The organism is Cupriavidus sp. 05N38, assembly GCF_056397345.1.
This window is the reverse complement of the sequence record NZ_JBFTNF010000055.1, coordinates 11,966-32,795: the sequence shown is the minus strand read 5'-3', so window position 1 is coordinate 32,795 and position 20,830 is coordinate 11,966. Positions and strand designations below refer to the sequence as shown.

Here is a 20,830-nt window from a genome sequence, read left to right as displayed (position 1 = left end):
CCACGGTATGTTCAGGCCTGTGCCGTGGCGCTGGCGGCCACGGCCGGACGCAGATCCACATCCTGGTTGAGGGTGATGTCCTCGTTGATCCAGAGTTGGCACACCAGGCGGAAACCTTCTTCCAGGCGGTCCCCGAGCATCTTCTTCTCCTTCCAGTTAGGCGCCGGCAGGTGCTCGGCCCCGCTGACCACCTTGCACGCGCAACTGGCGCACTTGCCCATCCCGCAGGCGTAGCGCAGGTGGGGGTGCGGAAACTGCTTGATGCCCGCGCGCACCACGAGGTTGCTGTTGGCGCGCACCTCGCCCTCGTGGGCAACGCCATCCTTCTGAAAGGTCACTTTCGGCATATGCCTCCTCTCCATTCTTGAAAATGATTTCACTTTGACTGTTCATCATCGCAAGTGAACTTGTTGCAAAGCATAGATGAGGAAAGATGCCTGACGCAAATCAGACTCGCTGATATAAGTATCATAAAAAATGATACGTATTGATTATTAAATCATCTGTAACTATGCTGTGAAGCACGCCCCGGCCATCGCTGCAATGTGTGCCTGAGCCACTACCCATTCCCCAAGGAGAGACAACCGTGACCCAATTGCTCGATAAAGACAGCTTCCGAACCGTCCTCGAAGACCTCGTGCGGGGCAAAAGTGCCAACTTGTCGCCGTTCAGCCAGGCCTGGGCCCAGGGCAAGCTCAGCCGCACGCACCTGGCACGCTGGGCTGAGAACCACTACCAGTACGTCGGCCCGTTTGCCGACTACCTGGGTTACATCTACGCGCGCACGCCGGCCGATGGCTATACCGATGTCAAGGACTTCCTGCTGGCGAACATGTACGAGGAAGAGATCGGCGGGGACCGCCATACCGACTTGCTCATCCGCTTTGCCGAGGCCTGCGGCTCCACGCGCGAGCGCATCGTCAATCCGGACAACATGCTGGCAGCCACGCGCGGGCTGCAGAGCTGGTGCTACGCGATGGCCATGCGGGAAGACCCCGTCGTGGCGGTGGCGGGCATCGTGATCGGGCTGGAGTCCCAGGTGCCATCGATCTACCGCAAGCAGGCGCCTGCGCTGCGGGAACAATATGGCTTCACGGACGAAGAGGCAGAGTTCTTCGATCTCCACATCGTCTCCGACGAGATCCACGGCGAGCGCGGTTACCAGATCGTGTTGGAACATGCGACCACGCCTGAGCTGCAGCAGCGTTGCCTGAAGGCCTGCGAGAACGGCGCGCAGATGCGCCTGCTCTACACGGGCGAGCTGTATCGCGCATACGTCGAGCAGGATGTCTCGCTGCTTGACCTGAAGCTCGCTGCCTGAGCCAGCATCGGGAACCGGCACATGGCGCGGCCTTGCCGCGCCGGCATGACCGACAGGCGCGTTGCCAAGGCCGCCAGTGCATTCCCGACTCCCTTCCCATATCCCCAAAGCCTTCCGCCATGCCAGCCCCCGACACGCCGATCTACATGGACTACAGTGCCACCACGCCGGTCGATCCGCGCGTCGTGGAGAAGATGGTTCCCTACCTTTATGAGCGATTCGGCAATGCGGCTTCGCGCAGCCATGCCTTCGGCTGGGAAGCGGAGGCGGCGGTCGAGGAAGCGCGCGAGCACGTGGCCCGACTACTGGGCGCCGACCCGCGCGAAATTGTCTGGACGTCCGGGGCGACGGAAGGAAACAACCTGGCGCTAAAGGGCGCCGCGCATTTCTACCGCGGCAAGGGGCGCCACCTGATCACTGTCCGCACCGAACATAAGGCGGTGCTCGACACTTGCCGGGAACTGGAGCGGCAGGGCTTTGAAGTGAGCTACCTCGATGTCGGCCCGGACGGCCTGCTGGATCTGGACGTGCTGCGAAACGCTCTGCGGCCCGACACCATCCTGGTCTCGGTGATGATGGTGAACAACGAAACCGGCGTGATCCAGCCGATTGGCGAGATCGGCGCCCTGTGTCGCGAGCGCGGCATCGTCTTTCACTGCGACGCCGTACAGGCGGCCGGCAAGCTCCCGATCGACCTGTCTGCCTTGCCGGTCGACTTGATGACCGTCACCGCGCACAAGGTGTACGGCCCCAAGGGCATCGGCGCTTTGTATGTCAGGCGCAAGCCCCGGGTCCGGCTGGAAGCGCAGATCCATGGCGGAGGCCACGCACGCGGCATGCGGTCCGGCACCCTGGCGACCCATCAGATCGTTGGCATGGGCGAAGCGTTCCGCCTGGCGGGGCGAGAGCTGGCCACCGAGGCGGGCCGGGTGAGTGCGTTGCGCGACCGCCTCTGGCAAGGCCTGGGCGATCTCGAGCAGGTTTTCGTCAACGGCAGCCTGGAACACCGCATCCCGCACAACCTGAACCTGAGCTTCAACTTCGTCGAGGGCGAGTCGCTGATCATGGGGCTCCGGGGCATCGCCGTGTCTTCGGGCTCCGCCTGCACCTCGGCTTCGCTGGAGCCATCCTACGTGCTGCGTGCACTGGGTCGCAGCGATGAGCTGGCCCATAGCTCGATCCGGTTCACGCTCGGCCGCTTCACCACGGAGCAGGAAGTCGACGCCGTTGTCGCGCAGGTACGCGCATGCGTCGAGAAGCTGCGCAGTCTCAGCCCGCTGTGGGAGATGTACCAGGAAGGGACAGACCTTTCGAAAATCGAATGGGCGGCGCACTGAACAGCCTTCCATGGCTGGCGTAAAGAGAGGGGAAATCGTGGTGGCTCGGGCGGGCTGCCGGCCAGAGATCAGCGCTTTTTGTTGCTGAGGCCGGTGACCGCCCGGGCCGCCTGGGGGCATGCCGCGGTGTCCCGGGACGACATGTTCTTTGCCGCGTGAGTGCGACCATGCAGTAGCAAAACGCCCCGGGGATGAAAGATCCCAGGGGCGTTCTGCATTTTGCATTTGGGCAGTGAGGTTGCCCCAAAAGCAATAATGGAACCTCGCGGGCCCCATTGGATCATCTGCGTGGCCAACGCCATTCTTCTGTTCCTGGCGCCCGGATCACTGGCTCCCGCCTAGCGTTGCCGAAGGCTCGATTCGTCTACGTTCAGGCGATCGGCAAGAAAGTCCAGGAAGGTGCGGATCTTGCTGGGCATTCCCTTCCGGCCCAGGACCATGGCAGTCGCATGCATCGAGGGACTTTCCCAGTTCTCCAGCACTCGCTTTAACCGGCCCGTGCGCAAATCATTTGCACACATGACGTTGGGTAGCATGCTCATGCCAACATGGCCGATGGCCATCTCTCGCGCAATGGAGATATTGTTCACCACCACCTTTCCGTGGATCGTGGCAAAGCGGTGCGTTGCCTGATTGCGGAGAGTCCAGATGCCATCCAGGCGTTGCTGAGCGGTGATGATGCAATCGTGCCTGTGCAAATCGTCCACCGCCAACGGCGTGCCACGACGAGCCAGGTACTCCGGACTCGCATAGACACCGCGGGTGAGCGTCGCAATGCGCCGATAGGTCAAATCGGTGTCCTTGAGTGGGCCGAGCTGGATGGTGAGGTCGTACGGCTCTTCACGGAGATCGACCGTGCGGCTGTTCACATCCACCTCCAATTCAATCTCGGGATACGCCAGCACAAATTCGGATATCACCCGGCCGATCCAGGACACCCCGAAATCGATGGGGATGCTGACTCGCAGGGCCCCACGCATCTCTGTTTGAAGTTCGAGCGTATCCAGACCCGCCTGTTCGACTTCATCCACTACGCGGCGGCAATGTTCGTAAAGGCGTGCCCCAATCTCCGTCGTGGTCAGCTTCCTCGGGCCTTTTTTTAAAAGCGCTGTCCCCATGTGTTGCTCGAGCTGCGTCAACTTGCGGCTGATCGTCGACTTGGGCAGACCCAGCTCGTTCGCGGCGCGCGTGATGCTCTGCGCATTGACCACGTCAAAAAAGAGACGAAGGGAGTTGAGATCCAGTTTTTCTGCCATGACCGGGAAAATTTGGAACACAGGATAAGTCGCTGCACATTCCAGCGAGGCACCGGCAATGCGTTCCACAACTGGAACGCCCCGCCCATTTTTGCAGCTATTCGGAACGCAGACACCATCCTACCATTGGCCACAGCTTGACACCGGACGCAAATGCTTCGCCGATGCGCCCGAACAGAAAAGAACAATACGGAGACAACCAATGAACAGACGCACACTCTCGCGACGGGCGCTGCTGAAGGAGGCATCCGTCTTTGCACCTGCTGCAGCCTTCGGACTCGGCGCCTTCGGAATTCCACGTGCCTTGGCTCAAACGCCGCTTAGATGGGCCAACCTCGCGCCTGGCTTTACCACCTTGCTGACGGAATACATGGTTGCCAAGGGGATCGACAGGGCAAACGGTCTCCAGCTGGGAAGACCCACGGCCTACACATCGGTTACGACCTACTACAACGACTTCGTTGCGGGAAATTACGATATCTGTATCGGCAGCTGGGACACCTTTGCATCCCGTTATCTTTCGGGTGTGCCGCTGCAGTACGTTTGCTCCGTCACCACGGGCAACATGATCAGTATCGTAACGCGGGAAACGAGACTCGCCGCTGTCAGAGACCTCAAAGGAAAGACCCTTGCCGCTCCGCAGTCGACAGGCACGTACCGCATGATGCGTGCCGTTGTAAAAGAGCTCAGCGGGATCGATATCGAGAAGCACGCAGTCGTTCAGAACGTCGACAATCCAGCCGCCGCAATCACCCTGGTGATGGCCAACCGCGCCGATGCGGGACTCACTTGGGAACCCAATGTATCTGTGGGGATCAAGCGCGTTCCCGACATGCGCGTTCTCTACAACGCTGGCGAAGAATATCGCCGCAAGCTCAATCTCGATCTGCCCTATTTTGGCGTTGCGGCTCGCAAGGAAGCGATCGCGCGTGACCCCACTCTTGTCGCGAGGTTGAACAAAGCCTTTGCGCAATGCATTGAGGGCATCACCACAAGACCCGATGAAGCCGTCGCAATTGCAGGAGTGAACTCCGGAACGCCGCCGGATGTGTTAAAGGCGGCAATTGCTTCCCGGCGCCTGGAGTTCAAGCACGCATCGATGCAGACAGAAGAGGGCCGCCGTTCCGTTATCGCGGCGAGTGAGTTCCTGGTGCGCAATGGCGCCCTGGCCAAGACGGTTGACAACGGATTCTTTGCGCTATGAAGCAGGCAGATATCACGGGGACCAACGTCGCCGAGTCCCCAGTGGAGTCTTTGGATTCCTCGACCAAGCAGTCCAGCACGACGGCCAGGAAACACGACCGTCGCGACGCGAAAGCCTTGGTCATTGTGGTGGCGTTACTTTGCATTCTGATGCAGGTAGCTAGCGGGTACGTCCCCGACTACGTGATGCCCTCTCCGGTAGTCATTGCCAGGGCGCTAACCGAGCTGATCGGGGCCGATCTGCTGCACATAGCGATCACGCTCGGGAGACTTGTGGCGGCCATCGTCTTTTCCGCCGTGACGGGGGTCGTTGTCGGACTCCTCATGGGAACCTCGAAGCGCGTCGGCCCCTACTTGAAAGCCATCGTAATGATCGATACAGGCATTCCTGCGCTCTCATGGATGCTGCTTGCCGTCTTCTGGTTCAAAGATCCGGAAGCCCGCATCTTCTTCATACTCACGGTGATCTTGCTGCCGTTCTATGCCATGAATGTGTACGAAGGTGTTCGTGCTCTCTCGACAGAATGGATTGACATGTTGGAAAGCTTCCGGCCATCACGCTGGCAGATGCTGCGCTTCCTGGTTGCGCCGCACATTATCCCGTACATATTCCTGACGACAAAATCCGTGATCGGTTATGCCATTCGCATGGTGATCTTCGCGGAACTGGTGGCGTCGGCTTTCGGAATAGGGTCACGAATGAGTTTCGCCCAGTCCACGTTCCGGATTGATCAGGTGATGGCGTGGACATTCCTTCTGGTCTTATTGAACCTGGCGATTCAGTGGGTGGCCACATTCGCGGAAAGCCGGCTCCTCGGTTGGCGTAAGGAAGCAAAGGTGCGCTAATGAAAGATTCGAATTGTCTGATTATTGAACTGCGCGATGTAGTAAAGCGCTTCGGCAGCTACACGGCGATCGACCACCTCTCGATGGCGGTCCGGGAGGGTGAAACCGTTGCGCTGCTTGGTCAAACTGGCGCCGGCAAGAGCACGGTAATGTCGCTGCTGATGGGAACGGCCACCGCGGATGCGGGCTCGGTAATGGTTGCTGGTGTCGATCCAGCTAGCGAGTTCACGGCACTTCGTGGCAAGTTGGCCGTTAGCTTTCAGACGGATCGGCTACTGCCGTGGCGCACTGCGCAAGAAAACGTCGAGCTTGGCCTGCTGTTGTTGAACTACCCAAGGAAGCAGGCACAGCAGCGCGCACAGGAATGGCTGCATCGAGTGAAACTTGGTTCCGCATGCAATAAGTACCCTGTGGAACTCTCGGGAGGCATGCGCCAGCGCGTATCGCTAGCTCGTGCCCTGGCAGTCGATCCAGCACTTATCTTGCTCGACGAGTCGTTCAGTCAGCTCGATCACGTCACCTCGCAAACATTGCGACGCGATTTCTCCGAGATCGTGCGTGAGCAACGCAAGACCTGTGTTTTCGTCACGCATCGTATTGAAGATGCACTGGAGATTGCTGATCGGGTGATTGTGCTCGCGGCACCTGCCCGGGTCTGTCTTGAGCTATCCATTGACGCAGAACAGAGAAGAGATGCCACTCGCATGGCCGAGATGCATGAACAAATCGAGCGTGCTATCGGAGGCGAGTCACTTGTGCATTAGGGGGCACGCAACCCGACCGCCAGGTCGACCTAGCCAAAGCCACAACAACCCAGACTAAGTGAGAAAGCGAGCATCACATGAGCCATCAGGACCATCGGGAAAATCAGGACCATCAGGACATCATTGTCGAAAAAGTAGAAGGCTGGTTGGAGATCACCATCCATCGCCCGGAGAAACTGAACTCGCTGCGAGAGACGACCGCGGAAGAGATTCTGGGCGTGCTGAGCGAGGTGGAATCGCGTCGCGACATAGCGGCCGTGATTCTCAAGGGGAGTGAAAAGGCCTTCTGCACGGGTATCGACACCAGCGAGTTCACGATCGGTGACAACGAGTATTTTGACTTCTATCGCAAGCGTCGGCGCCTGCGCAAGGTGAACCAACTGTTCCGGGAACTCCCTGGTTTCTCGAAGCCGATCATCAGCGCCATTGAGGGTTTCGCTCTAGGCGGAGGGCTGGAACTGGCGCTTGTCGGCGACCTGATTGTCGCTGGCGCCAACGCGAAGTTCGGCCTGCCCGAGATCCGGCTGGGCCTGATGCCCGGTGGCGGCGGCACGCAGACGCTGCCGCGTCTTGTTGGCCCCGCGTTGGCCAAGGAACTCATGTGGACCGGTCGACGCATCACAGCTGCCGAAGCGCGCGAGTACAGGCTGGTTAACCACGTTACCGAAGCAGGCATGGCCCTGGAGAAGTCGCGCGAACTAGCCCGCACGATCAGCGGCAATGCACCTCTGTCGGTGATGTTTACCAAGACGGTCATCGACCGCGGGATGGACCTTCCGCTCATGGAAGGGATGGCGGCGGAAGGAGATGTGTCCTTCATGCTGTACTTCACAAAAGATCGCCAGGAGGGTCTGAATGCCTTCCGCGAAAAGCGTACACCGGATTTCCGAGGAGAGTGAGAGCATGAAGCAAAAGGATATCGTGATTGGGGGATACGCAGAAACTCCCATCGACTACAAGACGGGCCGCAGCGCGTATGACCTGGCCGGGGAAGCACTCGACCAATTGCTTGCGAAGACAGGCATCGACAAGAGTGAGATTGATGGGCTGTCGGTAACCACCGCCTTGTCGGAAGCCCAGAATCCGTTCTTCGCTGTCTACATGACCGAAGCGCTTGGCCTGACACCAACATGGCTGAACTACGGGGGTATCGGCGGCTGCTCGGCTACGGGTGGCGTGGCGCGTGCCATGTCGGCAATCCGCGACGGCATGTGCAAGCTGGCTGTCGTGATGTCCTCCGATGCGCCCAGTTCCGACTGGCGCTCGAACTACGGCGCTTACCGCAGCGAGTTCCAGGACCCTCCGGGCGTGCAGGGGCCGCCCGCCACCTTCGGCCTGCTGATGAGTCGCTATATCCACCAGTACGGGCTGGACCCCGAAGCGCTGGGGAAGATCGCGATCACGCAGCGCGCGCATGCCCTGCACAACCCGAACGGTTACAAAAAGTTCCAGAAAGAACTCACCATGGAGGAGTACATGCAGTCGCGTGTCATCGCGGACCCGCTGCGCGTACTCGACAGCGTGATGTTCTGCGACGGGGCCAACGCCTTTATCGTCACCACCGAGGCGAATGCCAGGCGCCTGGGTTTGAAGAAGATGGTCTACCCGGTCGCCTATGGGGAGGTCACCAACTTCAACGGGGCCGATCCGCTGGCCGACATCACGCTGTCCGGTTTCACCAGGATAGGCCCCGAGGTTCTGCGCAAGGCAGAGCTTGCGCCCAGGGACGTCCGCATGTTCCAGCCCTACGACGACTTCACGATTGCCGTGATGATGCAGTTCGAGGCCTTCGGCTTTTGCGAGCGCGGCCAGGGCTCGGCCTACACGCTGCGCACCGATCTTTCCTTCGACGGTGACCTGCCGCTCAACACTGGCGGCGGCCAGATTTCCGCCGGCCAGCCAGGACTCGCAAGCGGCGGGCTCAACCTTGCGGAAGCCGTGCGCCAGATGTTCGGCGAAGGCGGCGCCCGCCAGGTGAACGATCCGCGCAACGCGCTGGTTACCGGCATTGGCGTCATTCCCTACGGTCGGAACTGGGGTACCAGCTCGGCCATGGTCCTGGAGGCATGAACAGCATGAACGAAACGATGAACACTCCCCCGTCCCGCCCGATCCCGAAGCAGGGCGTCTTTGTCGACAGCAAGCCGTTCTGGGACGGCATCGCGCAAGGCAAGCTGATGCTGCAGTACTGCACAGTCGCCCAGCGCTTCCAGCACTATCCGAAGCCGGTCAGCGGCTTCACGGGCCGACGCACGCTGGAGTGGCGCGAAGTCTCCGGCAAGGGCACGATCTACGCGTGCACCGTGGTGCGAATCGCCGGCCCCGGTGTCGAGGGGCGCATTCCGTTGTGCGTCGCGACCGTCGAACTGGACGAGGGCGTCCGCATCATCGCCAATGTCTTGAGATGCGCGCCAAGTGACATGGCGATCGGCAAGCGCGTGAAGCTGGCCATCGACCACTTGGCGCCCGAGCATCCGTACCCGGCCTTCGAACTCGAATAAGGAACGCCATGCGTCTCGAACAATTTATGGCGGCGCATGCGTTGCGCACGCCAGCGAAGGCGGCCGTGGTCGTCGGCGATAAGCGGTTGAGTTACGAGGATCTGCTCTGCAGTTCGCGTTCCCTGGCCGCCGGGCTACGGCGCGCCGGCGTGGTGCAAGGCGACCGGATCGTCGTGTACCTCCCCAACTGCATCGAGTTCGTGCAGGTCATGTATGCGGCGTTCACGCTAGGTGCAATCGTCATCCCGGTGAACACGCGCAACACGCCACGCGAGCTGGTCTATTTCGCGCAGGACAGCCAGGCGCGCATGTTGGTGTTTCACGCCGAGAGCGCGGCGGCGATCGAAGAGCTATCTTCCGAGTTCATGGGTGTTCGGCGCTTGTCGGTCGGTGGCGACGTGGCCGGCGCCGAATCCCTCGAGACGCTCCTGACGCGTTCCGACGAACGGCTGCCCGAGTTGGCATTGACGCCCGACGACGCCATGATCCTGTACACGTCGGGCACGACCGGGAAGCCCAAGGGTGCCATTCTTACGCACGCCAACTTCGTGATCGGCAATGCCTTCGTCAACGCGGTGGAGTGGGGTGTCACGGCCGACGATGTGTTTCTCGTCACCACGCCACTGGCGCATCGCACGGGCCTTGCGCGCCTGATGAACTCCATGGGCCTGGGTGCCACGCTGGTGGTAATGGAGCGCTTTGACGCCCAGGCGGCGGTTAACATCATCGAGCGCGAGCAGGTGAGTGCTGCCGGCATGGTGCCCACCGTCGCGCGCATGTTGATGCCGGTGCTCGAACAGCAGGCCGCGCGCTGTGCCAGCCTGCGCCACATCATCGTCACCGGCGAAGCATTTCCCGTGGAACTCAAGCGCCGGATGATCGATCATCTGCCAAAGGCACGGCTTCACTCGTTCTTCGCGATGACGGAGGTGGGATCTGTCACGGTCCTCAATCACGAGGAGCAATTCACGCACCCTGCGTCGGTCGGTCGCGTGACACCCGGTGTGCAGGTGAAGTTGATTGACGAGAAGGGCCAGCAGGTCTCCGTCGATGATGTCGGCGAGATTCTGGTGCGGTCCGGCGAGGCAGGTCGGTTCACCACAATGAAGGGGTATTTCGGGCGGCCGGAGGCGACTGCTGCGACGATCGTCGATGGCTGGGTTCACACGGGCGATATGGGTCGCTTCGACGCCGACGGCTACCTCTATATCGTCGACCGCAAGAAGGACATGGTGCTCAGCGGCGGCTTCAATATCTATACGAAAGAGGTCGAGCAAGTGCTGGCGGAGCACCCCGACGTCGCCGATGCGGCCGTGGTGGGCGTGCCCGATGACATCTTCGGAGAGGCGGTGGCCGCTTTCATCGAGCGGCATCCCGGCAGGGCGTTGAGCGTGGATGCGATCCAGGAACATACCAAGTCGCGCATCGCCAGCTACAAGAAGCCTAGGCATGTCTTCTTCGTCGACGCGCTGCCGCGCAACGGCGTTGGCAAAGTGCTCAAGGCCGATCTGCGCGAGATCGCGCTTGCGCGGCTGGCACAGCCGGTAACATGAACATGGAGCTTCGTCTGGATGCAAAGGCGTCGCACTGGATAGGAGGCGAGTGGGTGTCTTCGGGCGCGTACTTCGATTCGACCAACCCGGCCGACGCTTCGCTGATTGGAAGCGCACCGGCTGGGGGAACGGCCGAGGCGAAGGCTGCGGTCAACGCAGCCCGGCATGTCTTCTATACCACGGCCTGGCGCTACAGTCCGCGTCTGCGCGCTCGGGTACTGCTCGACATGGCCTTCCGGCTGGAGAACGATGCTCCCGCGCTTGCGCGGTTACTCACACTGGAGAACGGCAAGTTGCTGCGCGAGTCGGCCGGCGAGGTCGAGGGGGCTGCGTCAGAGCTGCGCTATTACGCCGGTATGGCTCGGAGTGCGGCCGGCCGCGTGGTGGAGCCCATGCCAGGCGTGCGCTCGCTGATTACGCACGAGGCCGCGGGTGTAGTGGCGATCATCGTGCCCTGGAATGCGCCGTTGATTCTCTTCGTGCGCTCGCTAGCCCCCGCGCTTGCAGCGGGTTGTACTGTGGTGGTCAAGGCGGCGCCGCAGACAGCGCTCTTTATGCATCGCGTGGCGCAACGCCTGTCTGAAGCCGTGGATCTGCCACCGGGCACGATCAACGTTGTGCATGAGCCTGGCAGCGACGTGTCTCAGGCGTTCGTCGCCTCGCCTGATGTCGACGTGGTCAGCTATACCGGGAGCACCGCCGTTGGCAAGACCATCATGGCCGCGGCGGCGCCGCAGCTAAAGCGTCTGTCGCTGGAACTCGGCGGCAAGGCGCCCTGCGTGGTGTGCGACGACGCGGATCTGGCCATTGCTATCCCAGCCATCCTCGAAGCGGGGACAATCCTGTCGGGCCAGCAATGCACGGCGGCGAGCCGCATCCTGGTGCACAGGAGGATTTATGACGATTTCCGCGACACCATGGTCGCGGCGATGCGGCACTTCCCCGTCGGGCCGGGCCATCTGCCGGACAGCCAAATGGGCGCCGTCATCGATATGGCAAACCGCGACCGGATCCTCGCCCTTGTCGATGAACTTGCCGACCGCCATCGCATGCTGGTGCGGGGCGGCCCGGTGGCTAATCTGCCGGCCCATGGGGCGTTTGTTTCGCCGACGCTGGTCGAAGTCGACGATCCGCAAAGCGAAGCCGTTCAGGCCGAGCACTTCGCGCCCCTGATGACGCTGGAGGTGTTCGACGACGACCGCACCGGCTTCGCGCTGGCCAATGCCACGCGCTTCGGTCTGGGGGCCAGCGTGTGGTCGCGCGACAGCGTAAGGGCGCATCGTATCGCCAGAGAACTTCGCTGCGGCACGGTGTGGATCAACGCGCATAACAAGCTCTTCGCGGAGGCCGAGGTCGGTGGCTATAAGGAAAGCGGCTTCGGTCGCCTCCATGGCGCCGAGGGCATGCACGACTTCCTCGAAATCAAACATGTCTATCAGGAGATCGGCAGCCTCTGACGCCGCCGCTATTGCAAAATGCTGAGACCCGAATCGACCACGGAAGCAGCCTTCCGGCACGAGGTGCGCGAATGGCTCGCCGCCCATGTACCCGATGCATTGCGTCACAAGACCTTCAGGCCGCTGCCCGCAGAAGGCATGCAGTGGTACAGGGCTCTTTACCAGCGCGGCTGGATCGCACCACATTGGCCGCGCGCGCACGGAGGCATGGGGGCCAGCCCGGTGCAACAGGTCATCCTCATGGAGGAGATGGCGCGCGCAGGCACGCCTGACTTTCCCACGCAGGGCCTGAACCACATCGGCCCGTTGCTGATCGCGCGCGGCACACCGGCGCAGCAGGGGCGCCACCTGCCGCCGATCCTCTCTGGCGACGCGATCTGGTGCCAGGGTTATTCCGAACCCGGCTCGGGCTCGGACCTGGCCAGCTTGCGCACCCGCGCGGAGCTGCGTGGCGATACCTTGGTCATCACCGGCCACAAGATCTGGACCACCTGGGGCCACCACGCCGACTGGATGTTCGCGCTTGTGCGCACCTCCAGCGCCGGCAAGCCGCAGCACGGCATCACCTTCGTGCTGATCGACATGACGACGCCGGGCATCCGGCGCCGGCCGATCCGCACCATCGCCGGCGACGAGGAGTTTGYCGAGGTGTTCTTCGACGACGTGGTGGTGCCGATCGAGAACGTGGTCGGCGAGATCGACAAGGGCTGGCAGGTGGCGACCGCGGTGCTGAGCGAAGAACGTCTGCGCATCGGCTCCCCGGCCCAGGCGCTGCGCGCGCTGGAGCGCCTGCGCATGATGCTGCGCGCCGCGCCGGAAGGCCGTTTGCGTGAGAGCGTGCACGAGGCCGCCGCTCTGGCCGAGGTGGAGGTCGAGACGCTGGTCGCCGCCTATCTCGAAGCCGCCGAAGCCGCGGAGCAGGGTGTCGCCGCCGACAGCTCCTATCTCAAGCTGCTCGCTACCGACACCGTGCACCTGCTGCTCGACTTGGTGCAGCGGGTGGCGGGCCAGGGCGCCGCACTGCGCGACGCCATTCGCCATGGCGACGACCTGCTCGACGCCACGGAAATGTTCCTGCAGGCACGCCGCCTCGGCATCTATGGCGGCAGCAGCGAAGTGCAACGCAACATCATCGCGACGCGGGTGCTCGGCCTGCCCGTCGCTGGGAGCAAGGCATGAACGCCGAACACGCCGCGCAGCTGCGCATGATTGGCGAGAGCGCCGCGGGCTTCGCGGCCACGCACGGCGGTACCGCACGTGCACGGCAGGTGCATGAGGGCGGTGCGGCATTGGAGGCGGCCACGTGGAAGGCCATCGCCGGACTCGGCTGGCTAGGCATCGCGGTGCCCGAGGCGAATGGAGGACTTGCGCTCGACGCCCCGGCCGCCGCAGTGGTCGCGGAAGAGGCCGGGCGCGCGCTGATGACGCCACCGCTGACGATGGGCATGGCCGCCGCGTTCTTGCTTGCCAAAGGCCAGGGCGCCGCCGAGGAGGCGTTGCAGACGCTGATGATGGGCGCGGGGCACGTCGCGTTTGCGGCCGCTGCGGTCGGGACGGATGCCACGGTCAGGGCGCCGCTGGTGCCGGACGGTGACGCCGCCAACCAGTGGCTGGTGGCACTAGGCGAGGGTCGTGATTTCGAGGTGCGGCTGTTGCGCAGGGGCCTGCCTGGAATAGTTTGCAACACCCGCGCCGCGGTAGACGGCAGCCGGCTCGCCGACCTATCCATCGATCACGCCGCCTGGAGCGACGCGCCGCGTGTGCTGTCGGGCTCGGTCGGGCAGGCGGCATGGCAGAGCGGTAGGCACCTGCTGTGGCTGGGCGACGCCGCCTACCTCTGCGGCCTGATGGACGCGGCGCTGCGCCTTGCCCTCGACTACCTGTGCCTGCGCCGGCAGTTCGGCGTGCCCATCGGCAGCTTCCAGGCACTGCAGCACCGTGCCACCGCTTGCTACGTGGACCTCAAGGCCACGCGCGCGCTGGTGCACGAATCGGCGCGCGCCTTCGGCGGCGGGCGCGAGGCTTGGGCTGCGGCTGYGAGCGTGCACCGCGCCGCCGCGGCTGCGCTGCGTGTCACCAAGGAGGTGGTGCAGTTCCACGGCGCGATCGGCTTCGCCGACGAGCACGACGCGGGCTTGTACCTGCGGCGGGCTCTGACCGTCGGCGCGCGCCATGCGGAGGACGCGTTCGCGCAACTTGCCCCGACGGCGCGGACCGGTTGACGCCATCTCATCCCTCGGCGAGAAGAAAAAGGAGACAACAAAGTGAGCTACCCCAAGATCATTTTTTCAGGGCGGGTTTTCACGCCCGAGTGGATGGAAGCCGAGGTCGAGCGCGTGAGCGCCGGCCTGCAGGCAGCCGGCGTGCAGCACGGACAGACCGTGGCCGTGATGATGCGCAACTGCCCGGCCTATGCTGCGCTGATCCTGGCCTGCCGGCGTGCTGGCGTGTACTTCGTGTCGCTCAACTGGCATTGCAAGGCGCCGGAGGCAGCGTTCATGCTGGAGGACAGCGGGGCCGGCCTGCTCTTCGTCCACGACGACCTGATCGCCCAGGTGATCGCGGGCGTGCCCGAGCGCGTCGCCATCGTGAGCGTGTCGGCCGACGAAGCGAAGCCACTGCCCGATGTCTCGGGGCGCGCTGCGTCGTGGGCCACCTTCGGCGTCGGTGCACCGCCGATGGCACCGCGGCCGCGCCTGCATTTCGGTTCGGTGCAATACACTTCAGGCACCACCGGCAAGCCCAAGGGCGTGCGGCGCCTGGCGCTGTCTCCCGAAGTGCGCGAAGAGCTGGAGCAGGAGTCGCGCCGCATCGGGCGCATCGCCTCGGGCATGGCGCCCGGGGTGACCGCTATGCTCTGCGCGCCGATCTACCACAGCGCGTCGACGCAGTACCTGGTACAGGCCTGCGACGCTGGTGCCACGCTGATCCTGGAGCCGGCCTTCGACGCGCTGCGCACGCTCCAGCTCATCGAGCAACACGCGGTGACGCACGCCTACCTGGTGCCCACCATGTACCGCCGGCTTCTCGCGCTCGGCGATGCGGAGCGTGTGCGCCACAGCGTCGCCACGCTGCGCCACGTGGCGTCCACGGGCTCGCCGTGCGCGCCGGAGGTGAAGCGCAGGATGATCGAGTGGTTCGGCCCGGTGATCACCGAGGCCTATGGCGCCAGCGAGACCGGCTATGTCACCTTCATCGATTCGCCCACCTGGCTGGAGAACCCCGGCTCGGTCGGCCGGGCGCTAGGGCCGGCGAAGCTGCGCATCCTCGATGATGAGGGCCAACCGCTGCTGGCCGGTCAGGTCGGTGCCATCTACGTGCGCCAGCCCGCGCTGCCCGACTTTACCTACGTCAACAACCAGGCAGCGCGCGACGCGATGGAAATGGATGGCCTGGTGGGGCTCGGCGATGTGGGCTACCTCGACACACGGGGCTTTCTGTACATCTGCGACCGCCGCACCGACATGATCATCTCGGGCGGCGTCAACATCTACCCTGCCGAGGTCGAAGCCGTGCTGCAGGGCATGCCCGGGGTGGCCGACTGCGCGGTCTTCGGCATCCCCGACGACGAGTACGGCGAGGCCGTCGCGGCGGCGGTGCAACTGCGGCCCGGCGCGCGGCTCGATGCGAGCGGGATCAAGGCCTTCCTGCGCGAGCACGTCGCCAACTTCAAGGTACCGCGCGTCATCGACTTCCACGCGGCGCTGCCACGAGAGGACACGGGAAAGATCTTCAAGCGCCTGCTGCGCGAGCCTTACTGGCGCGATCAAGCCCGTCGAATCTGAGTTCGACTTTGCCGGGGACAACAGAAGGAGACAAGCATGAAGAAAATCAGGATCAAGGCCGCGCTGTGCCTGGCCGGCGCGCTCGCCCTGCAGCCGCCCATCTGGGCGCAAGCTGCCACGGCCACCCCGACGCCGGGCAAGCCGGTCCGCATCGTCGTCACGGTGCCGCCGGGTGGTGGCATCGACACCATTGCGCGCCGCCTGGCGGCCAAGGTGGCGCCCGCAGTCGGACAGCCGGTGATCGTGGAGAACCGGCCAGGCGCATCGGGCATGCTCGGCGTGGACAACATCGTCAAGTCGGCGCCGGATGGCAGTTCGCTGATTCTGGCCGCGGGCTCCACCATCACGGTGCTGCCGCATCTGATGAAGAAGATGCCCTACGACGCGACCAGGGATCTCACGCCGATCACACAGATCGGTGTCACGCCGCTGGTGATGCTGGTCAAGGCCGAGAGCCCGGCGAAAGATCTCGCCGACTTCGTCGCCGCGGCCAAGGCCAGGCCCGGCACGCTGAGCTATGGCTCCTATGGCAACGGCACGCTCGGCCACCTGATCGGCGAGGTCTTCAAGCACGAGGCTGGCGTCGACCTGGTCCACGTGCCTTACAAGGGCTGTGCCGCTGCCATCAATGACCTGATCGGCGGGCAGGTGAGCGCAGTGTTCTGCGACATCGGTTCATCCGCCGCTTTCCTGCAGCCGGGCGGCCGACTGCGCGGCCTGTCCATCACCGGCACACGGCGAATCACGGCATATCCCACTGTTCCGACCTTTTCCGAGGCCGGTTATCCCACGCTCGGCCCGCTGGTCGGCTGGCTCGGCATTTTCGGGCCGGCCAATATGTCCAAGCCGCTGGTCGATGCGCTCGTGGCCGACTTTGGGAGCGTGATGAAGACCGCGGACATGCGCTCCGCACTCGCGCAGGTTGGCTACGAGATAGGCGGCCCGTCCGCCGCCGGTTTCGCAAAGACAGTGCAACAGGACACGCAGGTGTGGGGTCAACTGATCCAGCGCATCGGCGGCATCGCGCTGGAATGAGGCCAAGGTCATGCGCGAAGCCGTTATCGTCGCCACTGCCCGCACGCCGCTCACCAGGTCGTTTCGCGGCGAGTTCAACATCACGCCCGGTCCGGCACTGGCCGCCCACGCGGTGCGCGCCTGGCTGGTCACGTGCTGCTCGAAAGACGGCGCCGCAGGGCGAAGTATGCGGTGGTGACCATGTGCTCCGGCGGCATGGGTGCGGCCGGGCTCTTTGAAATATTCCGAGGCTTGCGATGGACTTGAACTTCACTACCGCCGAAGAGGCCTTCCGGGCCGAGGTGCGCGCCTTCCTCGCGGAGCGGCTGCCCGCCTCGCTAAGCACCAAGGTGGCCGAGGGCCGGACGCTGGGCAAAGCCGAGATGCAGCAGTGGCACGCCATCCTGCAGTCGCGCGGCTGGCTCGCGAGCCACTGGCCGCGCGAGCACGGCGGGCCGGGCTGGAACGCGGTCCTGCGCTACATCTTCGAGTACGAATGCGCGTTGGCCGATGCGCCGCGCACCGTGCCGTTCGGCCTGATCATGCTCGGGCCGGTGCTGATCCGGTATGGCACCGAGGCACAGAAGAAGCACTGGTTGCCGCGCATCCTCGACGGCTCCGACTGGTGGTGCCAGGGTTATTCCGAGCCCGGAGCGGGGTCGGACCTGGCGTCACTGACGACCACGGCCGTGCGCTCCGGCGACCACTACATCGTCAACGGCCAGAAGACATGGACCACGTTGGCGCAGCACGCCAACATGATCTTCTGCCTGGTGCGCACCGCCAGGGAGAAGCGCAAGCAGGCCGGCATCAGCTTCCTGTTGATCGACATGACTTCGCCCGGCGTCCAGGTGCGGCCGATCGTCACGCTGGATGGCGAGCATGAAGTCAACGAGGTGTTTTTTACCGACGTGCGCGTGCCGGTCGAAAACCTTGTGGGTGAGGAGAACGACGGCTGGACCTGCGCCAAGTATCTCCTCACGCATGAGCGCAACGCGGGTATCGGCTTCTCGGTCGTGGCGCTTCAGCGCCTGAAGGCGGTAGCGGCCAAGGTCATGAGCAACGGCCAGCCGCTGGGCCACGACCCGGCCTTCGCGGCACGCATGGCGCGCGTCGAGATCGACCTGGAGAACCTCAAGACGACCAATCTGCGCGTCACTGCCGCGGTCGCGAACGGTGGCGCGCCGGGACCGGAAAGCTCCGCGCTGAAGATTCTGGGTAGCGAGATCCGGCAGGAACTGGCCTCGCTCATCCGGCGCGCCGTCGGGCCATACGCGCAGCCGCAGTTGGGCGATGCGCAGGCCCTGGCGGGTGGGCCGGTGGAGGCCGCGACCGCGAGCGCGCAATACCTCAACAACCGCAAGCTGTCGATCTTCGGCGGCTCCAACGAGATTCAGCGCGACATCATCGCCAAGACGATGCTGCACCTGTGAAGGAGGGCGAATGAACTTCGAACTGACCGACGAGCGGAGGATGCTGGCCGACACGCTGCGCCGCTTCATCGCGGAGCAGTACAGCTTCGAGCGGCGCGAGCGCATCGCCGCATCGGCCGAGGGCTACAGCGCAGCGCTGTGGCAGCGCTTCGTCGAACTGGGCGCGGTCGGCGCACTCTTCGAGGAAATCGATGGTGGCTTCGGCGGCAGTGGCTTTGACATCGCGGTGGTGTTTGAGACCATTGGCGGCGGACTGGTGCTCGAACCGTTCCTGGCTACGCTGATGAGCGGCACGGCCCTCGCGCTAAACAGCAGCGGTGCGCATCGCGACTTGCTGGCCGACATCCTCGGCGGTCGCGTCCTGGCGGCTTTCGCACACGGCGAGCCTGGTTCGCGGTACGAGCACGCGCGCGTGGCGACGCGGGCGCGCCGTGTCAAAGGGCATTGGGTGCTCGACGGTGCCAAGGCGGTGGTTCGTCACGGCGAACAGGCCGGCTTCTTCATCGTCTCGGCGCGCACCGCGGGCAACGACGACGAGATGGCGGGCCTGTCGCTCTTCGTGTTGCCGGCGGACACTGCGGGGCTGGAGTTGCGCGGCTATGCACTTGTGGACGGGGGGCGCGGTGCCGATCTTGTGCTCGACGGCGTGCGCCTTTCCGACGGGGCGCTGATCGGCATCGAGGGCGAGGCCTTCGACGCCATCGAGCGCACCCTGGGGCATGGTGTGCTGGCGCTGTGTGCACAGGCACTCGGCGCGATGGAGGCCGCCAATGCGAGGACACTCGACTACCTGCGCACGCGCAAGCAGTTCGGCGCACCTATCGGCAGCAACCAGGCATTGCAGCACCGCATGGTCGACCTCTGGCTGGGCATCGCGCAGTCGCGCTCGAGCGTCATCAATGCGGCCAACGCGCTCCAGGCTGGGCGCATCGAGCGCGAGCGGGCTCTGTCGGCCGCCAAGGTCACGCTCGGCCGCGTGGGCACGCGCGTGGCCGAGGAGTGCATTCAGATGCACGGCGGTATCGGCATGACGTGGGAGCTGCCACTTTCGCACCTTGCCAAGGGCCTCGTCATGACCGACCACGCGCTGGGCGACGAGGACTACCACCTGGCACGCTACGTGAAGCTGGGACGCCGTTGAGGCTGCACCTCGCAGCGGCGCGGTTGGCAAAGGAGGGGTAGGCTGGCGCCATGTCCACCGTTTGGCCGCGAGCGGGGGCTAGATGAACTCTAGCCGTACACCGAGGAGAAGGCGCACAGATCCTTCTCTGAAGGATCCGGCACTTGCCAAAGGGCGGGCACTGGCGAGCCAGGCCGGCATGCGAGCGCTGGGGGGCATGCGTTCAGATATAATAAAAAGTCATTCCTCATGACAATGGCCGCATGGCGCGACGCATTCCCCCCCTGAATCCCTTGCGCGTGTTCGAGGTCGTTGCGCGGACCCAGAACCTGACGCTGGCGGCGCAGGAGTTGCATGTCTCGCAATCGGCGGTTAGCCGCCAGATCGCCGTGCTGGAGACCTACCTGGGCGTCGAACTGTTCCGGCGGGAGCGTCACGGCGTCACGCTGACCCGGATGGGGAAAGACTATGCCGAGGAAGTCGTTCCTGCCTTCGATGCCATCGCCGGCGCGACGGCCCGTTTGCTGGGCAGTACCTCGCAGGGCGCCTTGCGCGTGCGAACCTATACCACCTTCGCTGCAAAGTGGCTAATTCCGCGGCTGCACGATTTTCGTCGACAGCATCCTAGCATCGAGGTGCGCATAGACAACGCCACGCCCGATGTGGACTTTGACCGTGATCCCGCGGATCTGGCTATCCAATTTGGTGACGGACGCTGGCCACGAGTAAACAGCGACTTTCTTTTTCCCGACGAGATCGAGCCGGTGTGCACGCCGGATTACCTGAAGGGGCATCGTGGACCGCGGGGGAAGCTGGAATCGCTACTGCACCACCGCCTGCTGGTTTCCCACTATCGCCGCAACGACTGGGACGACTGGTTGATATTTGCCGGGATGGCCGAAGCCGCGACAGGCACCGAGCGAATGAGCTTCGGCAGTTCGGTTCTTACCTGGCAGGCGACGCTTGACGGGTTGGGCATTGCCATCGGCCAGATTGCCATGCTGAAAGCCGAGATTGAGGCAGGGCGGCTGGTACGTCCCTTCGCGCTGCCCTACCGCGGTGAGAAGGCCTACTACCTGGTACGCCCGAAGGTGCAGCGTGAGGCCAGAAAGATCGCTGTGTTTCGCGACTGGCTTCTTGAAACGGTCGCGATGGAGGCCGGCCGGGCGAACGACCGGTGAGCCCTCGACGCATGGCGYCATGGGCGACACAGGTTAGCTGACATTACATTTTGTTCTGG

The 20,830-nt window shown here is 63.7% G+C and carries 20 protein-coding genes; 18 read left to right on the top strand and 2 right to left on the bottom strand.

Annotation, left to right across the window (positions count from 1 at the left end; all coding sequences use genetic code 11):
• Window positions 1-11 precede the first annotated feature (11 nt).
• Window positions 12-347, bottom strand: a complete 336-nt coding sequence (locus tag AC1DK4_RS30350) for a 2Fe-2S iron-sulfur cluster-binding protein (protein ID WP_441622338.1) — start codon at window positions 345-347, stop codon at window positions 12-14.
• 239 nt (window positions 348-586) lie between these two features.
• On the opposite strand from AC1DK4_RS30350, the gene AC1DK4_RS30345 reads away from it, so the two are divergent.
• Together AC1DK4_RS30345 and AC1DK4_RS30340 are read left to right on the top strand one after the other, a co-directional pair.
• On the top strand, window positions 587-1,321 hold the full coding sequence (locus tag AC1DK4_RS30345; RefSeq protein WP_441622336.1) for an iron-containing redox enzyme family protein: 735 nt from the start codon (window positions 587-589) through the stop codon (window positions 1,319-1,321).
• A 119-nt stretch (window positions 1,322-1,440) separates the two neighbouring features.
• The gene (locus AC1DK4_RS30340; protein ID WP_477131970.1) at window positions 1,441-2,658 is read left to right on the top strand and encodes an IscS subfamily cysteine desulfurase; all 1,218 of its coding nucleotides are present in this window, start codon (window positions 1,441-1,443) and stop codon (window positions 2,656-2,658) included.
• 338 nt (window positions 2,659-2,996) lie between these two features.
• Here AC1DK4_RS30340 and AC1DK4_RS30335 read toward each other — a convergent pair whose 3' ends face one another.
• Window positions 2,997-3,983 (bottom strand): LysR family transcriptional regulator, encoded by a 987-nt coding sequence (locus AC1DK4_RS30335; RefSeq protein ID WP_441622332.1) that lies wholly within the window; start codon window positions 3,981-3,983, stop codon window positions 2,997-2,999.
• A gap of 133 nt (window positions 3,984-4,116) precedes the next feature.
• On the opposite strand from AC1DK4_RS30335, the gene AC1DK4_RS30330 reads away from it, so the two are divergent.
• From AC1DK4_RS30330 to gcvA, 16 genes are all read left to right on the top strand, one after another.
• Window positions 4,117-5,118, top strand: a complete 1,002-nt coding sequence (locus tag AC1DK4_RS30330; protein WP_441622330.1) for an ABC transporter substrate-binding protein — start codon at window positions 4,117-4,119, stop codon at window positions 5,116-5,118.
• The gene (locus AC1DK4_RS30325) at window positions 5,115-5,963 is read left to right on the top strand and encodes an ABC transporter permease (RefSeq protein WP_441622328.1); all 849 of its coding nucleotides are present in this window, start codon (window positions 5,115-5,117) and stop codon (window positions 5,961-5,963) included. The genes AC1DK4_RS30330 and AC1DK4_RS30325 overlap by 4 nt, the downstream gene beginning before the upstream one ends.
• Window positions 5,963-6,727, top strand: coding sequence for an ABC transporter ATP-binding protein (locus AC1DK4_RS30320; RefSeq protein WP_441622326.1), 765 nt, complete (start codon window positions 5,963-5,965; stop codon window positions 6,725-6,727). The genes AC1DK4_RS30325 and AC1DK4_RS30320 overlap by 1 nt, the downstream gene beginning before the upstream one ends.
• A 77-nt stretch (window positions 6,728-6,804) precedes the next feature.
• Window positions 6,805-7,626: an enoyl-CoA hydratase/isomerase family protein gene (locus tag AC1DK4_RS30315; RefSeq protein ID WP_441622324.1), complete on the top strand. Its 822-nt coding sequence runs from the start codon at window positions 6,805-6,807 to the stop codon at window positions 7,624-7,626.
• A gap of 4 nt (window positions 7,627-7,630) precedes the next feature.
• Window positions 7,631-8,797 (top strand): thiolase family protein, encoded by a 1,167-nt coding sequence (locus AC1DK4_RS30310; protein WP_441622322.1) that lies wholly within the window; start codon window positions 7,631-7,633, stop codon window positions 8,795-8,797.
• Window positions 8,794-9,228: a Zn-ribbon domain-containing OB-fold protein gene (locus AC1DK4_RS30305; protein WP_441622320.1), complete on the top strand. Its 435-nt coding sequence runs from the start codon at window positions 8,794-8,796 to the stop codon at window positions 9,226-9,228. The genes AC1DK4_RS30310 and AC1DK4_RS30305 overlap by 4 nt, the downstream gene beginning before the upstream one ends.
• An 8-nt stretch (window positions 9,229-9,236) precedes the next feature.
• A complete protein-coding gene (locus tag AC1DK4_RS30300; RefSeq protein ID WP_441643564.1) occupies window positions 9,237-10,781 on the top strand; it encodes a class I adenylate-forming enzyme family protein in 1,545 nt (514 codons plus the stop codon).
• Window positions 10,778-12,238 carry an aldehyde dehydrogenase family protein gene (locus AC1DK4_RS30295; RefSeq protein ID WP_441622316.1) on the top strand — a complete coding sequence of 487 codons (1,461 nt, stop codon included), beginning with the start codon at window positions 10,778-10,780 and terminating at the stop codon, window positions 12,236-12,238. Before AC1DK4_RS30300 ends, AC1DK4_RS30295 begins: the two co-directional genes overlap by 4 nt.
• Before the next feature lie 18 nt (window positions 12,239-12,256).
• Window positions 12,257-13,417, top strand: coding sequence for an acyl-CoA dehydrogenase family protein (locus AC1DK4_RS30290; protein WP_477131969.1), 1,161 nt, complete (start codon window positions 12,257-12,259; stop codon window positions 13,415-13,417).
• Window positions 13,414-14,460 carry an acyl-CoA dehydrogenase family protein gene (locus AC1DK4_RS30285; RefSeq protein WP_477131968.1) on the top strand — a complete coding sequence of 349 codons (1,047 nt, stop codon included), beginning with the start codon at window positions 13,414-13,416 and terminating at the stop codon, window positions 14,458-14,460. Before AC1DK4_RS30290 ends, AC1DK4_RS30285 begins: the two co-directional genes overlap by 4 nt.
• A 42-nt stretch (window positions 14,461-14,502) precedes the next feature.
• The gene (locus AC1DK4_RS30280) at window positions 14,503-16,023 is read left to right on the top strand and encodes an AMP-binding protein (protein WP_441622310.1); all 1,521 of its coding nucleotides are present in this window, start codon (window positions 14,503-14,505) and stop codon (window positions 16,021-16,023) included.
• 36 nt (window positions 16,024-16,059) lie between these two features.
• Window positions 16,060-17,058: a Bug family tripartite tricarboxylate transporter substrate binding protein gene (locus AC1DK4_RS30275; RefSeq protein ID WP_441622308.1), complete on the top strand. Its 999-nt coding sequence runs from the start codon at window positions 16,060-16,062 to the stop codon at window positions 17,056-17,058.
• 10 nt (window positions 17,059-17,068) lie between these two features.
• Complete coding sequence (locus tag AC1DK4_RS30270) at window positions 17,069-17,236, top strand: hypothetical protein (protein WP_441622307.1); 168 nt, start codon at window positions 17,069-17,071, stop codon at window positions 17,234-17,236.
• Window positions 17,237-17,294: 58 nt separating this feature from the next.
• Complete coding sequence (locus AC1DK4_RS30265; protein ID WP_441622305.1) at window positions 17,295-18,470, top strand: acyl-CoA dehydrogenase family protein; 1,176 nt, start codon at window positions 17,295-17,297, stop codon at window positions 18,468-18,470.
• Between the two features lie 10 nt (window positions 18,471-18,480).
• Window positions 18,481-19,611 carry an acyl-CoA dehydrogenase family protein gene (locus AC1DK4_RS30260; RefSeq protein WP_441622303.1) on the top strand — a complete coding sequence of 377 codons (1,131 nt, stop codon included), beginning with the start codon at window positions 18,481-18,483 and terminating at the stop codon, window positions 19,609-19,611.
• A 242-nt stretch (window positions 19,612-19,853) separates the two neighbouring features.
• A complete protein-coding gene (gene gcvA / locus AC1DK4_RS30255) occupies window positions 19,854-20,771 on the top strand; it encodes a transcriptional regulator GcvA (protein WP_441622301.1) in 918 nt (305 codons plus the stop codon).
• Window positions 20,772-20,830: the final 59 nt, after the last annotated feature.